Source organism: Methanomassiliicoccales archaeon (assembly GCA_014361295.1).
GTDB lineage: Archaea > Thermoplasmatota > Thermoplasmata > Methanomassiliicoccales > JACIVX01 > JACIVX01.
In genome coordinates this window covers 1,612,233-1,627,789 of sequence record JACIVX010000001.1, presented here as the reverse complement: position 1 = coordinate 1,627,789, position 15,557 = coordinate 1,612,233, and the positions used below count along the sequence as shown (strand labels likewise).

12 protein-coding genes and 1 pseudogene are annotated in these 15,557 nt (G+C 47.4%); 9 read left to right on the top strand and 4 right to left on the bottom strand.

The genetic code is table 11. The annotated features are described in order from the left end of the window. The first annotated feature begins 345 nt into the window (after positions 1-345). The 9 genes and pseudogenes from H5T41_08090 (at position 346) to H5T41_08050 (ending at position 11,090) form a co-directional block, all read left to right on the top strand. Positions 346-882 carry a PadR family transcriptional regulator gene (locus H5T41_08090; GenBank protein ID MBC7108728.1) on the top strand — a complete coding sequence of 179 codons (537 nt, stop codon included), beginning with the start codon at positions 346-348 and terminating at the stop codon, positions 880-882. Then, on the top strand, positions 879-1,886 hold the full coding sequence (locus H5T41_08085) for an ATP-binding cassette domain-containing protein (GenBank protein ID MBC7108727.1): 1,008 nt from the start codon (positions 879-881) through the stop codon (positions 1,884-1,886). The genes H5T41_08090 and H5T41_08085 overlap by 4 nt, the downstream gene beginning before the upstream one ends. Beyond that, positions 1,887-2,750 carry an ABC transporter permease gene (locus H5T41_08080; protein MBC7108726.1) on the top strand — a complete coding sequence of 288 codons (864 nt, stop codon included), beginning with the start codon at positions 1,887-1,889 and terminating at the stop codon, positions 2,748-2,750. 261 nt (positions 2,751-3,011) lie between these two features. Further along, entirely contained in the window at positions 3,012-3,947 is a 936-nt protein-coding gene (locus H5T41_08075; protein MBC7108725.1) for a hypothetical protein, read from the top strand. 466 nt (positions 3,948-4,413) lie between these two features. Next, entirely contained in the window at positions 4,414-4,737 is a 324-nt protein-coding gene (locus H5T41_08070) for a hypothetical protein (protein MBC7108724.1), read from the top strand. Beyond that, positions 4,706-6,616, top strand: a pseudogene (gene cooS, locus H5T41_08065) (anaerobic carbon-monoxide dehydrogenase catalytic subunit). The gene H5T41_08070 and the pseudogene cooS overlap by 32 nt, the downstream one beginning before the upstream one ends. A 57-nt stretch (positions 6,617-6,673) precedes the next feature. Further along, a complete protein-coding gene (gene cdhC, locus H5T41_08060) occupies positions 6,674-8,782 on the top strand; it encodes a CO dehydrogenase/CO-methylating acetyl-CoA synthase complex subunit beta (protein ID MBC7108723.1) in 2,109 nt (702 codons plus the stop codon). 21 nt (positions 8,783-8,803) lie between these two features. Continuing rightward, complete coding sequence (locus tag H5T41_08055) at positions 8,804-9,760, top strand: acetyl-CoA decarbonylase/synthase complex subunit delta (GenBank protein MBC7108722.1); 957 nt, start codon at positions 8,804-8,806, stop codon at positions 9,758-9,760. After that, on the top strand, positions 9,738-11,090 hold the full coding sequence (locus H5T41_08050) for an acetyl-CoA decarbonylase/synthase complex subunit gamma (GenBank protein ID MBC7108721.1): 1,353 nt from the start codon (positions 9,738-9,740) through the stop codon (positions 11,088-11,090). The genes H5T41_08055 and H5T41_08050 overlap by 23 nt, the downstream gene beginning before the upstream one ends. Positions 11,091-11,159: 69 nt before the next feature. Here H5T41_08050 and H5T41_08045 read toward each other — a convergent pair whose 3' ends face one another. The 4 genes from H5T41_08045 to H5T41_08030 all read right to left on the bottom strand — a co-directional run bounded on the left by H5T41_08045 (position 11,160) and on the right by H5T41_08030 (position 15,381). Continuing rightward, entirely contained in the window at positions 11,160-11,912 is a 753-nt protein-coding gene (locus H5T41_08045; GenBank protein ID MBC7108720.1) for an AAA family ATPase, read from the bottom strand. Continuing rightward, on the bottom strand, positions 11,909-12,940 hold the full coding sequence (locus H5T41_08040) for a hypothetical protein (protein ID MBC7108719.1): 1,032 nt from the start codon (positions 12,938-12,940) through the stop codon (positions 11,909-11,911). Before H5T41_08040 ends, H5T41_08045 begins: the two co-directional genes overlap by 4 nt. A 283-nt stretch (positions 12,941-13,223) precedes the next feature. Then, positions 13,224-15,164, bottom strand: a complete 1,941-nt coding sequence (locus H5T41_08035; protein MBC7108718.1) for a DUF4445 domain-containing protein — start codon at positions 15,162-15,164, stop codon at positions 13,224-13,226. 37 nt (positions 15,165-15,201) lie between these two features. Beyond that, positions 15,202-15,381 carry a 4Fe-4S binding protein gene (locus H5T41_08030; protein ID MBC7108717.1) on the bottom strand — a complete coding sequence of 60 codons (180 nt, stop codon included), beginning with the start codon at positions 15,379-15,381 and terminating at the stop codon, positions 15,202-15,204. Positions 15,382-15,557 lie beyond the last annotated feature (176 nt).

Genomic DNA, 15,557 nt, shown 5'->3' with positions numbered 1-15,557 from the left:
CCGATCTATATTTCGATCAACTATGATGGACTTCGAGATTGCAAATACCAAAAATTGATTAAACCCTTTCATTGAGATTGAATGAATTAGATTGCAAACGATTCAAAAGGAATGCTGACGATCAATCTTACGGGATTCGATGTCACTGCTTCGTACTTCTACGTTTCATAACCGTCCTTCATGATCATTCTTAATGAATTGAAAATGATTAAATAGGAGTTTTCGTATAGTAGCGGGCAATTCAGTTCCGCGATACTCAATAACCCAACCTTGAAAAGAATTCACAGACCATCATTAAGAAACTGAAAATTCGAAAATCAATTAGAAAGAGAGGAGACACGGTGCATGATCGGTAAAGGGTACTGCTATAAAGACAAAAGAATTAGTCCACTTCAATTCGCAATGATGATTATACTTCGCGAAAAGCCAATGTATGGATACGAGTTACTCAAGAGATTGAGAGAAGAATTCAAGGGAATTTGGACTCCTCAAACTGGCTCGATTTATCCAGCTCTTAAAAAATTGGAAAGTCACGGACTCGTCAAATCTGAAACGAGGGACGGTACCGATTATTACTACCTTTCAGAGGAGGGCAATGCCTTCGTCGCTGAAAGCATCGCTAAAATCCCAGCCGATATCGAATTCATGATTCGTTACCTAAATATACTGGCTCGCGCCGCGTCTGGTGTTCGTGATGAAAATCCAGAAAAGCATATACGCGCTTTCCTCAGCGATTTCGACCAGGACATATGCGATCCCAAAGAAAGACTGGAGACTCTCAGAAACGTGAGGGAGATTCTCATTTCGAAACTTGTGTCGGTACAAGGTAAGATCGAAGAAATCGAAAAAATGATGAAGGTGGAAAGGGGTGAATCACCTTGAACGCTGTTGTGGAAGTCGAAAATCTCGTCAAGATATACAATGGAACGATTCGTGCGGTTGACGGTGTGACCTTTCATGTTGAAAAGGGCGAGATCTTCGGATTTCTTGGTCCCAATGGGGCAGGCAAGACGACGACGATTTCGATCCTCACGACCCTGCTTAAACCGACAAGCGGTGTTGCAAAAATTCTCGGTCACGATGTCACGAAAGAACCTTACCAAGTGAGAAAACTCATTGGTCTTGTTCCACAGGAGCTGACTGTCGACGACGATCTGACCGGTCGAGAGAATATGCTCCTTCAAGCAGACCTCTATGGTGTTCCAAGACGAGAAGCGATCGAACGAATCGATGAATTACTCGCACTTGTCAAACTCGAAGATGCGGCGGACAGACTCGTTAAGACCTACTCAGGAGGAATGAGAAAGCGCCTTGAGCTTGCGGAAGGACTCATTCATCAACCATCCATTCTCTTCCTTGATGAGCCGACATTGGGCCTTGATGTCCAAACGAGGGCGGCTATATGGGATCACATCCGTGATTTGAAAAGGAAACACAACATGACGATTTTTATGACGACACACTATCTCGAAGAAGCTGATTCCCTTTGCGATCGCATCGCGATCATCGATCACGGACGAATCATGGCACTGGATTCACCTGAAACGCTGAAACGCTCGATCGGAGGAGATGTTGTCCAGATCAAGGTGAACAGCGGTTCCGATCTAACAAATCTGATTCAGAATGTCGCAGGTGTTGTGAGCGTAAAGAAAGAAGGGGACGAGTATAGGATTAAGGCCGTTAATGGCGAGAAAATCATACCCTCACTCCTCAAAGTGATCGTTGATAATGGAGTAATCGTTGAAAGCGTGCACCTCGAGCGACCAAATCTCGACCAAGTGTTTCTCGAATACACTGGAAGGTCGCTACGGGATGCTGAGCAAGCTGGATCGATGGATAAATCTCAGCGAAGAGCTGCGGCTCTTCAGGCAAGGAGGCGAAGGTAAATGGAAGGAACAAATGTTCTCAGGCAGACCTGGACGCTGATGATTCGCGAGTTGAAACACTGGTATCGCGTCAAAATTCAGATTTTCATGGCTCTCATACAACCGATCGTCTGGTTAGGACTTTTTGGACAGGCGTTCCAGCTTAACAAGTTGATTCCAACAGGCAATCAGATGCCAGGATCATTACCGCAGTTTAATTTCTCATTAATGTTTGCCGGGGCCCCAGATTATTTCTCATATATGGCTGCGGGAATGCTCGCTGTGATCGTTTTGTTCACTTGCATGTTCGGTGGGATGTCGATCGTCTGGGATAGAAGATTTGGATTCCTCAACAAGCTGCGCGCATCGCCGATTCCACGAGGGGTGATTCCGGTTTCAAGAATTGGAGCAACGGTCATTCGTGCTATGATTCAGATGCTGATCGTCTTCGTCATTGCACTCCTCTTCACATATGTGCCTGGACTCACTGGGCTAACTCTCAACCCTGGATTCAATGTGCTGGATTTCGCTGGGTTGTTCCTCGCTATGCTGCTTCTTGCAATTGCGTTTGCATCGCTATTCACAACAATTGCGCTTGCCGTTGAAAACCAGGAGACTCTCTTCGGCGTGATTAACCTACTGAACCTCCCGATCATGTTCGCATCTGCGGCCCTATTCCCAACAACGCTGATGCCAGATTGGTTGAAGACTGTGGCCAACTACAACCCGCTGACGCTTGCCGTCGATGCAGCAAGAATATTCATATTCCACAATCCGAACCCGATCTACAATCTCTGGATTGACCTTGGTGGACTCGCGCTATTTGCATTCGCGCTGCTAGCGCTCAGCGTTGTGCTCTCGAGAAAGCTCATGGGAGCAAAGTGAAAGAGTGCTGAATTTTCTCTCTCTTTTTATTTGAATTTGAATCCCAATTTATTTAGATTCGTTGTTAATCAGTACACTTGCTTTCTTTATAATCAGTACACTTGCTTTCTTTAGCTACATATACTATTCGAAATCAGTCCCGAGTCGTCTTCTTTGATTTCTTGACCCCGATTTTTTCCAAACTACGATTTCAATAATCCATCAGAAATGGATAATAACTTTTATCAGGGGAGATCATATTGAGGGCACTCGGGCTTGGGAATGAGACTTTGGGACTTTGCAAGACTCAAGGGGTCAAAAATCAAAATAAGTGAGAAAATTGGAAAACCACTTGGACTTGTCGATGGAAGCCAGGTCTTTAGTTCAATGTTCCGCTACGATTACAATGGCAGAACGAGTTACGAAATCGTCCTTTCGACATTCGGTCCCGAGAACTACAGAGAAATCTGTGACGCCACATTCTATATGCTGGACGTTCCCGGTGCATGTGCACAGATTGCAAAATTCCTTGGCGACAGGAATATCGATATTCTCAACTCCGTTTCCCTCAGCGTGATTTCAAACGTCTGCATGATGTGGAAGATGCTTGTCGATTTGAGTTATTACGGCAATTATGAAACGCTTCAAGAAGAGTTCGCAAAACTGAAGCAAGAACGGTCTTCTCTTGTGGACAAAGTGGAAGCAATGGAAATTAGACCTTCACACATCAGCGATCGGTATACAAAAGGGGTTATCCCCCCAGGAAGTTCAATAAGAACAAAAACGACAAGAAAAATTCACAGGACGCCATCGATCATCAAGAATGGAGAATTCGAGATTCCGTCTGAATACCTAGAGACGATCGAGGGAATTGCCGACGGGCAGATCGTCATGATGGTCGGCGATACGGACGCTTGGATTCTTTCATTGACTTTTCTCGACCCGCATACTGAACTCGTGGAAATCGATTTTGTCATACCCGACAAACCGGGCGCGATTTACGAAATCACAAGAATTCTAGCAAATTTCAATATTAACCTCGTTTCAGTGTACACAAAGGTCCTCGTCTATTACGACACGATGACACTCGAGCTTGTTGGCGATATCACAAACTCAAATATTCAAATTGAGGATCTGAAGGAAACAATCAAGGAAAGAGTTTCGAAACTCAAGGGTAAATATGAACTCATCAGGATCGAAAAAATTGAAATCCCCTGAGTGGAGAATCGATTCCCTGTAGCTGATTTAGGGCAGTTTCAATTGACCCATTAGCGAAAGGGAGCATTTTTTCGCAATGAAGATTGAGGAATCATATCACAATCACCGAGAAAAAGGAGCCATTTTGTCCTATCTGAAATTCCATTGTGACGATGATCGAATAATAACTTCGTTAATCATCGATTCGATTAACGATGATATAAAACTAAATATGCGTAAGTAATTTCGCTTCTGAAACGGTAGCTGCAAAATCGATTGCAAAACCAAACCAGTAAGAAAGGGTTGACAAAAAATCAAATGGAGAAAAGGTCGCGGGTGCCCCTCTGACGACCGGAAAAATGGAAAGAAATCAATGTGTTCGCATGCGCGCACATCCAAAGATTCATTTCGACAGACGTCGAGAAATCCGGAAAGTCGAAAGATTGTCGTTCGAAAAAAAAGGGTAACGAACTCAAAAGTGAATGGGATGATGACGGCAAAAAGCGATGATGAATGTCCACATTTGAGTCGCCGAAACCAGTTTTGTGGAGCAGGGGTAGATGAGGCCATCTGTGTGTCGTCATCTCTACAAGAATTCTCGAGAAGGTTAATTGGTCAGTGGAAAAAGGGAAGATCAGAAGATCAGGACCAGTTTTTCGATTCATTCTTCATGCTTGTGGGCCAGATTTCCTATTTTCCTGGCCATATTAAATGGAATTATTTCGATAATTTGAATATAATCCTTAAAATAGAAAAAGGGAGGACAGGAGGATATAAGAATGGAAGCCAAGGAAAAGATTTGTGTAACTAAGACTTGCGACGCCGGCGCGCAACCGATAATAATCGCCGCTTCAGAGAAGAACATTGAGACGATCTGGGATCGTTATGAAACACAGCTGCCGCAATGTGGATTCGGTGAACTTGGCATCTGTTGCAGGAACTGTCTGCAGGGCCCCTGCAGAATAGATCCGTTTGGTGCGGAACCCAAGAAAGGGATCTGCGGTGCGAGAGATTATACGATCGTTGCGAGAAACATCATCAGGAACATCGCGGGCGGTGCCGCCGCGCACTCAGGCCATGGCAGACATATTGCTGAGACGATGCTGAAGGCAATCGAAGGAAAAGCCCCGGCCTATAAAATCAAAGATGTATGCAAGCTCAAACGGGTTGCCAAGCGTATCGGCATCGACACCGAAAAAATCGACACCAACGAACTTGCGAAAAAGGTTGTGATCCAAGCGCTTGAGGATTACTCGCGATACGAGCGCAAGCCGTTGACGTTCACAACGACAACGATCACAAAGGCCCGCACTAAGTTATTTGAAGAAAAGGGTGTGATGCCCGATAATATTGACCATGCGATTTCCGATGTCATGCACCGCACAACACTCGGTTGCGATGCTGATCCTGTCCCCATTCTTTTTGGCGGCATCAAATGCGCGATTGCCGACTACAATGGCATGCAGATTTCGACTGATCTCTCCGATATTCTTTTTGGAACACCGCGACTCGTCAGGACCCATGCAAATCTCGGCGCGCTGAAACCGGATGCGGTTAACATCGCAGTTCATGGCCACAATCCAGTCCTTAGCGACATTATCGTTGATGTCGCGAGGGAAATGGAGGACGAGGCAAGGGCCGCCGGTGCATCAGGCATCAACATCGTCGGTATCTGCTGCACTGGGAATGAAACGCTGATGAGGAAAGGCGTTCCGATGGTTTCAAACTTCGCTTCGCAGGAGCTCGTGCTTGCGACGGGCGTTGTCGACCTGATGGTTGTTGACTACCAATGCGTCATGCCCTCCGTCGCAGAAATCTGTTCGTGTCTTCACACCGAGATGGTTACGACAATGCCAAATGTCCACATTCCATACGCGACACATGTTCAATTTAGAGAGGAGGATGCTGAGAAGAGCGCCAGATCAATCATCCAGATGGCGATCGAAGCGTTCAAAAAGAGGGATAAAAGTAAGGCGAATGTACCAGATGTCAAGTATGAAGTCATTGCAGGATTCAGTCTTGAACAAATCGAGGAACTTTGCTCAAAATTCAACCCAGACGATCCGATCATGCATGTTGTTGATAGTATTCGCAACGGAACGATCAGGGGAATCGCTCTGATGGCCGGATGCAACAACCAGAAAGCTGTGCAGGATTTCAATCATATCACCATTGCAAAAACACTCATCAAGAACGATGTTCTCGTGCTCGCCACAGGATGTTCCGCAGGCGCGTTTGCGAAACAGGGTTTACTTTCCCCGGAAGCCACGGAGAAATACGCTGGGGAGGGTCTCAAGAAATTCCTGAAGGAACTCGGAGAGAAGAACGGAGTTGATCTACCCCCGATATGGCATATGGGTTCATGCGTCGACAACACGCGTGCTGCGAATTTTGCAACGGCGATCGCTGAGCGATTTGGTGTCGATGTTCACCAGATTCCTTTTGTCGCCAGCGCGCCTGAGGCAAATCATGAAAAGGCGGTCTCGATCGGTACATGGGCTGTCGCTCTTGGCCTACCCGTTCATGTGGGAACGATTAACTACATTTTCGGATCATCGCTCGTTACCGAGGTGCTCGAGAACACAGCAAGAGACGTCTATGGCGGATACTTTATCTTCGAGAGGGACCCGTTCAAAGCCGCAAAGAAGCTCCTGAATGTTGTCGAGTACAGACGTTGGGTTCTCGGTCTTGATCACAAGTATGTTGTGGAAAGTGGTGAGCCCATCAGCCAGAAGCGATTGTTCGAAATGGCGATCGAAGGGGCAATCATTGCGGTAGGATACGCTGATCAGCTTCTGAGCGTTGCGATTGAAAAGTATGGATATGATCAAAAGATCGAATATCCAGATACTGGCTTCGAACTTCCGTCGATTTATGCGTGGGATGGAAGAGAAGTCAAGAAGCTTGGCGATCTGCCCCCAATCCTCGGTAAAGTCAGAGGAAAGATCAGAGAGGAGCCCACGTTTGAAAATGCGTTGATCGCGGGCGAGGCGACAATGATTGCGGCGGAAATCGTTGAAGCGCTGAAATACATCGAAACGGAGAAACCCTACGAGGGCACACCGTACTGTGGATTCGTACCTGACAGAACTTTGAGAGAGCTGGGTATCGCGTTCGTCGACGACACGATACCGGGTTGCGCTGTGCTCGTTGGCTGTGCCAAGAACCCAAAGGATCTTGCTAAGATTGTGAGAGACTGTCAGAGCAAGGGAATGCTCATTATCGCGACCTTCGACACCATCAGGCAGCTGCGTGACGAAAACATCAAGATGGGACTCGATCGGATGCTGTATCCGGTTGGGGAATTCACTCAGGCGATACACGGTTTGAACTTCGCAATCAGGGCTGCACTCGCGTTTGGTGGCATCAAAAGAGGAGACCGCGAGAATCTCTATAAATACCTGTCAAAGAGACCGAAGGTCTTTGTGCTCCAGATGGGGCCTCTTGACCATATTAAAGTTGCCGCGGAGTTCGCCGTCCTCTTTAATGGTTCTCCAACGATCACCGATCAGGATGTCGAGGCGATTCCTGACAAGTATGTTGTACAGAAAGATTACGACAAAATGATCCAGACAGCAATTGAGGTCAGGAATATCAAGGTTAAACTCGCACCTGTCAACATACCAGTTGCATACGGACCCGCCTTCGAAGGCGAAACGGTCAGAAGACCTGATACTTACATCGAAGCGGGCGGTGCTGCAAAGACGCTTGCTTTCGAGCTTCTGAAGATGCGTCAGGAACACGAAGTTGAGGATGGTAAGATCACACTGATCGGAAAAGACGTTGATGAGATGGAGGAAGGCGGCAAGACGCCGCTCGCTATCATCGTTGAGGTTTACGGTAAGAGGATGCAAGAAGATTTCGAGGCTGTGCTAGAAAGAAGGATTCACCAATTCATCAACTTCGCTGAAGGTGCATGGCATACTGGTCAGAGAAACATTCTCTGGATAAGGTTGAGCAAGAGCTCTGTGAAAGCAGGCTTGAGATTCAAGCATTTCGGTGATATTCTCATCACAAAGATGAAGGAAGAATTCGGCAGCATTATCAGTCGTGTCCAGGTCACCATCATCACAGATGAAGCAGAAATCAGAAAGAGACTGCCTGAAGCGCTCGAGACTTACGCGAAGAGAGATGCAAGAATGGCAGGATTGACTGACGAATCGGTTGACACATTCTACAGCTGCACGTTGTGTCAATCCTTTGCACCCGATCATGTCTGCGTCATTACGCCAGAGAGGTTGGGTCTCTGCGGTGCAATCAACTGGCTCGATGCCAAGGCAAGCAACGAAATCGCACCAACTGGTCCGAATCAGCCGATCGTCAAGGGAGAGGTCATCGATCCTGTTAAGGGATCCTGGGTTGGCGTTAACCAGGCTGTCTATGAATTCAGCCATCATAAAATTGAAAGATTCAACGCGTACACGATGATGGAAGATCCGATGACAAGTTGCGGTTGCTTCGAGTGCATCGTTGCGATGACGGCTGATATGCAGGCAGTCATCGTCGTCAATAGGGAATACCCGGGTATGACACCGATCGGAATGAAGTTCTCAACACTCGCCGGATCAGTCGGAGGCGGCAAGCAGACACCTGGATTCATCGGTGTCGGAAGAAAGTATTTGGTCAGCAAGAAGTTCATCTCCGCTGACGGCGGTTTCCATCGCATTGCCTGGATGCCAAAGGACCTCAAAGAAGCGATGAGGGAAGATTTGAAGAAAAGAAGTGAGGAACTTGGCACACCAGATTTCGTCGATAAGATCGCTGATGAGACGATTTGCACCGATGCAGAGGGGCTCATGGAATGGATGATCAAAGTCGATCATCCTGCCCTGAAAATGCCCCCGATGCTGCAATAAATTACCGCAGGAGGAGACCATATGGTTGAGGTGCCAATTCCAAAAGAAAAGTGGACGGGTAAGATCGGTACAACTGTAATTGGAGCAACAGCCGAAGATGGTGGGACAAGGGGCAAAAAAGTGGTTATAGGTGGAGAGGCAGGGATGCCCTTTCTCTCTTTTGAAGGGGCGATCGTGAACAGACCGGCAATCGCTGGCGAGGTCATTGATACATTAAGAGACTATCCGCCTCTCGCGAGAAAGGCTTTTGGTGACGCTGTTGAAGATCCGGTCCAATGGTCAAAGGTCTGGGTTGAAAAGTATGGAGTCGACCTCATATGCCTTAAATTACAATCGACAAATCCAGAAGAGGAAAACAAGTCACCGCAAGAAGCTGCCGAAACGGTACGTAAAGTCCTCGCAGCTGTGCCAGTCCCGCTTATTGTCTATGGTTGCGGACATGAGGAAAAGGATGCAAAAACGATGGAAGCTGTCAGCAATATCGGCGCGAAGGAAAGACTCCTGCTGGGACATGCAGAAGAAAGCGCATACAAATCGATCGCAGCTGCTTCGATGGCAAACAACCACGCACTTATCGCTTTCTCAAATCTCGACATCAACCTGGCAAAACAGATCAACATTCTTCTTACGGATTTTGGCGTCAAGAAAGAGAATATCGTCGCGGATCCGCTGATGGCAAGTCTCGGCATGGGTCTTGAGTACTCATATTCAGTTAACGAGCGCATTCGACTCGCAGCGCTCATGGGCGACAGCATGCTCCAGGTCCCGATGGTTTGCGATACAACGATTGCATGGAAAGCAAGAGAAGCGACGGAGGAGAACGAAAAACTCGGGGACGTGGATGTGAGGGCTGCTTGGTGGGAAGCGACGACTGCCCTGGCAGCACTCGTTTCGGGTGCAGACATGCTTATCATGAGAAGCCCGAAGGCGGTCGAGATTGTCAGGAAGGCGCTCAATGAGCTTCTCGGAGGTGATTGAAGTGCCAACTGCAATGGAAATTTTCAAGCTCCTGCCGAAGAAGAACTGCGGTGAATGTAAATTTCCAACATGCCTTGCCTTTGCGATGCAACTAGCTAACCAGAAGGCGAAGCTTGAAGACTGTCCCTATGTTTCGGATCAGGCAAAGGCTACACTTGCTGCATCCGCTGCGCCGCCAATCCGGCTTGTCAAGATCGGTACAGGTCCGAATGCAATCGAAGTAGGCGATGAGACAGAATTATACAGGCACGAAAAGAAGTTCTTCCATCCCACGGCCTATGCACTCATCATTTCAGATTCCTCTTCAGATATCGAGATCAAAGCGAAGGTAGAGAAGGCTCATTCCCTCAGATTCGAGAGGGTCGGACAGCTACTGAAAATGGACATGATCGCTGTTAAGAATGATTCTGGAAACGCAGAAAAGTTTGCTGGAGTTGCCGAAGAAGTTTCAAAGATGACCGATCTTCCGATGATTTTGATATCAGACAAGCCTGATGCGATGAAACTTGCGGCATCGAAGATTGCAGCGAAGGTACCGCTTTTGCACGGGGCTAAATCATGGAACGCTGAGGCGATGGCGGCTGTAGCGAAGGAAACAAAATGTCCGCTAGTCGTTTACGAGGATACGGGCCTCAACCAGCTTGCAGATCTTGTTGCCAAGGTCAAGGCGGCTGGTGTCGAAGATATCGTCCTCGACTTCGGCGCTAAAACGCTTAAAGATCTGATTGAGAAAAGCACAATCATCCGGAAGATCTCGGTGAAGAAGATCTTCAGAGGACTCGGCTATCCAATATTTGTTTACGCGGGTGAAGGTGAAAGAGCTATTCTGCGAGGGCTTATTTCGACAATGAAATACGGTAGCATTGTTGCCTTTGATGATATCGATCCCGCTACAGCCCTACCACTCTACGTCCTGCGACAGAACATCTACACCGATCCACAGGTTCCAATCCAAGTTAAACCAGACCTATATGCGATCAACAATCCCGATGAAAAATCACCGCTTCTCTTCACGACGAACTTTTCGCTCACCTACTTCACCGTTGTTGGGGATATTGAGAAGAGCAAGATCCCCGTTTGGCTACAGGTCATTGACACTGAAGGTTTGTCAGTCATGACCGCATTCGCCGCGGGAAAGCTGACACCTGAGATGGTTGCGAAAGCCCTCGAAGCATCGGGCGCCAAGAACAAATCAAAGCGTGGCGAAATTATCATTCCTGGTATGGTCGCCAGGATGAGTAGCAAACTTCAGGAACTGACGGGATTGAAGGTCATTGTCGGACCAAAGGAATCGAGCGGATTGCCGAAGCTTCTCAAATCGCTCGACTAATTTCCTTCAATCCTTTTTTATTTTTCCTGTTTTTTGAGAGAACAGTAGTGGTCACTCTGATCGAAGAACTCAGGCTAAATCCCGAGCGATCTCCCTTACAGCCCTGAACGCTGGGCTTGTCGAATCGAGCTTGGTCAACGGTTCACCTGTCGTTGCCAGTTCCTCGATCTTCCTGTCATTGGGAACCTTTCTCACTTCCTGAAATCCACCTGCCTTGATCGCTGCTTCGACAATACCATGGAGTTCCGAGGGCGAACGATTGACAATCAGCATATTCGATTTTATCTCGAGCTTCATTTCCTCAGCGAGTCCCCTGATTCTCACCGCCGTATCGATGCCCAATTTTGTCGCGTCTGAAACGACGATCAACTTGTCCATCTTCCTGGTTGTCCGTCGAGAGAGGTGTTCCATACCGGCTTCGTTGTCGATGACGATGTAGGCATAATCGTCGATCAGCTCATCCATGAAGGTCCTTAGAATGTTGTTGATATAACAATAGCACCCAGGCCCCTCAGGTCGTCCCATTGTCAACAAATCGAATTGATCTCCTTCGACAAGAGCCAGCTGAATTTGATATCTGATAAATTCCTGTTTACTCGTGCCCGCTGGAATTTCGTCTGCTCTTTTGAGGAGATCCTCTCTGAGGTCTCCGATAGTCTTACCGACCTTTACACCGAGTTTCTCTCCTAGATTGGAATTGGGATCTGCGTCGACAGCGAGAACAATTTCTCGGGATTTCTCGGCGAGCGCTCGAATGAGGAGCGCGGCTATCGTCGATTTGCCCACGCCTCCTTTCCCCGCCACAGCTATTGCATAACTCATAGCGCTTCCTCTAGCCCGAGTTTCCTCCTGAGTCTTCTCGAGACCAAGACGAGCGTTCTGATCGCCGATTCGCTGGCCGCCTCTGACATTCCACCAAGCCCGCATTGAGGCGTCACCAACGAATTGCGAATCAACAATTCTTCATCGATCCCCTTTGCCTTCATCATCTCGATTCCCGAAATCACCTTCTGCACAAGCGAATCGACGTTCTCTTTGCCAGCAACTTCCTCGTTATTCGGCACGATTCCCCATGCCAGTACACCACCTCGTTCGAGGAAGCGTGAGATTTCCTCTGGATAAAGAGAGATCGTGTAACCGTAATCATAGGCATCGAATGAAAGAATGTCGATCTCCGCCTCTATAACCTTCGACCAGTCGGTGTTTCCGCAGCAATGGATACCTTTCCAGCCCTCGATCCCCTCAAGAACATCATTGATCCATGCGATTGCATCTTCCCATTTGATGCTCGCGTAAGGTGTTCCCAGCAGCGAGAGTGATGGTTCATCTAGAAAAATAATCGTTCTCTGACATTTTGAGCGAAGTGTCTTCTCCTGCCAGCGCGTCATCATATTAAGATTCTTCCGCACGATCTCGCAGTAATTCTCGTCGTAAATGACTGGCTTATTCTCTGTATTAAAGATCTGGAGACCAGTGCTGATCGGGCCCGTCGTCTGCCCTTTGATGATCGTTTTTGAGCTTGGAAATTCGCGTCTCATCATTTCGAAAAAACCAGCAAAACTATCTGGCGGGAATGAGAAAAAATCGAGATTTTCGTTGATCAATTGTTCATAAAAGTTAAAGGGTTCGTATCGATGAAGATCAACAGTGATTCTCTTTTTATCGACATCGATGTCGATACCTGGTAAATGAACGGAATACTGCGCATACATGTTCTCCTTGAAATCTCTGTTCGGCAGTTGCGGCCAAAAGGGAATAAGACCTTCGACGTCGAAGACAAGATCGACAGCTTTCGCTGGATCTTGATGAGGAAGGGAACCTATGCACGTCGCAGCGAAATTCCAAGGCACGGCTAGCGAGATTTTGAAGTAAATATAATAAACCTTTCCCGTGCGAAAGCGGAGGCGCCAACTTCGTTGTCTGTCGAGCGAAATCGTCATTAGTCGTAGGATAATATTATATATCGCCGAATTCAACACATACCAGGGATCGAGATGGTCAGGTGTCCCTTCTGCGGAGCGAATATCGAGGTTTGGAATGATGAAGTTGTGTGCCAGTGTGGGGAACAACTGCCGGAAGACCTTTACAAATTCGAGAGAGAAAGATGCTTATGCGGAAAGACTCTAGAATTTCCTAGACCTTTCTGATCAACTCCGCCACAGTCGGAAATCTGCTGATATCCGTATGCGGCAAGAAAAGAGCCGAGGAGAATTCATCAAAGAACATCTGAGTTGTGCTGAGTTCGAGGTAAGTCATCATCTCGTACACCCTCTGCGCCTCAACTCTTTTATCCTTCGAGAGTAGGGTTAAATAAGCACCGGCTAGCGCTGCATTGCCTAGAAATACGAAACGGTTGAATGGTAGATCCGGCAGTAAGCCTATGGCAATGGCGCGTTCCATGTCAATATAATTGCCGAAACCGCCAGCGATGTACACTTTTGAGACATCATCGAAACTCAAGTTGACCTTCCTGAGCAAAACGCAGCAAGCGGCGTAGACTGCGGCCTTTGTCCTGATGATATTGGCTATATCATTTTCTGTGATTACGATGTCGCGTCCCTTCTCCTCCTTTACAACAATCCTTTGCTCTCCATCAAGTTTTGTGATTTTATCTTTCCCTATAGCGGTCTCATTTGCCCAGGCAATGACAAATTCCATGCCATCTTCGCCGCGCCTGACGCGTGAGGTATTAGCCTGCTGAATATGACCTTTCTTGTCAATCAAACCACGGAGGAACATTTCCGCTATGAGATCGATCAGACCAGATCCGCAAATCCCGCGCGGCTTTGTGCCACCAATCGTTGAATACTTGACATCGTAATTCTCAAGGATGCGAACGCGTTCGATCGCACCCGACATCGCCCTCATTCCATACCTAACCTCTCCACCCTCGAAAGCCGGACCTGCGGAACACGAGCATGAAATGAGCCAGTCACTGTTGCCAAGAACAACCTCGCCGTTCGTACCAACGTCGATCAGCATCGCGATTTCCGATTTGAGATGCATCCCAGATGCGACGACATCGGCGGTGATGTCTCCACCAACATAGCTCGCTCTGCTAGGAACGCAGTAAACGGGTGCGTCTGGATTGATGTTCACGCCGATCTCATGCGCCCGATAAATTGGCGGGATGCTCACACTCGGAACATAAGGCTCGTAACGAATGTATCTCGGATCGAGACCCAAAAATAGGTGAATCATCGTGGTATTACCAGCGACCGCCATGCTTGATATTTCGTGCGCGGAGACTTTACCACCAATCTCCTCGCAATTTTCTGAAGCATTACATAATTCCGCTATCAGATAATTGATTGTCTCGATGATTAATTGATTGAGGCGGGATAGACCTCCCTCCTCCGCATAAGTGATTCGCGAAAGCACATCTTCGCCACACATAATTTGCTTATTATAATTCGATGCTTGTGCGATAACGTTGCCAGTCGTGAGGTCGACGAGACTAAGGACAACCGTTGTCGTTCCAATGTCGACGGCAATTCCGAAATTCCTTGCGGCGGCGTTCCCTGGTCTCAGACCAATCAATCCAATCACCTCGCCGCTTTCATCAAGAACTGCCGTGACTTTCCATCGACTTTCTCTCAATACTCTCGGCATTACCCTTAGAACTCTGAGTGTCGTGAAAAGATCGCCCCCCGATGGCAAAAGAGAACGCCTCAATCGCTCAAGATCCGCAAGATTGTCGTCCAAGGTCGGCGGAGAGAGCTCAAAATATCTCGCCGATGATAATGGTGAAAGCTTACCGAGTCTTTCAACGATGTAGGATGTCAAGATTTGATGAGAGGCGATCTGAATTTCCTCTGGCACCAAAATCTCGACATTACCATGAATTCGTGTCCTACAGGCAAGGCGATATCCCGCTTTCCATTCATCCTCCGAAAAAAATTCCCTGCCGCCGAAAGATTCAGCATCACCCTGGACAATGACACGACATTTTCCGCATGTGCCTTTTCCACCGCAGATGCTGTTTATCATGACCCCAGCGTGATAAGCAGCTTCAAGTACCGTTGTTCCAGGGGTCACTTCAACCGTCACATTTTGAGGTAAAAATCGTACCAATAGATGCATAACATCAACCGAATCAGATACAAGTTATTTAACAGTCATGCATTTTCAGAGCACCGGCAGGACAATTGTCCAGACATATCCCGCATGATCGACAAAAAATTTTCATGATCGTCGCTGTTTTTCCTTTCATCACGATCGCATTTGAAGGGCAGGAAGATGTACAGGCACCGCATCCCTGACAAATTTCTTCAACAACCCTTACGACCATCGCATCACCTTCCAGATAGCATGAATTCATTTTGATTAATGAACATTTAGCCGAAAACTTGCGCCCTTACGGAAAATTTGAATCGAACATATGATAAGCCATTTTTCGTTCACGAAATTTCTACCAATCTTGGCGATTGCCGTTCCTTCGATTGTCCGATCACTTGACAATAACTT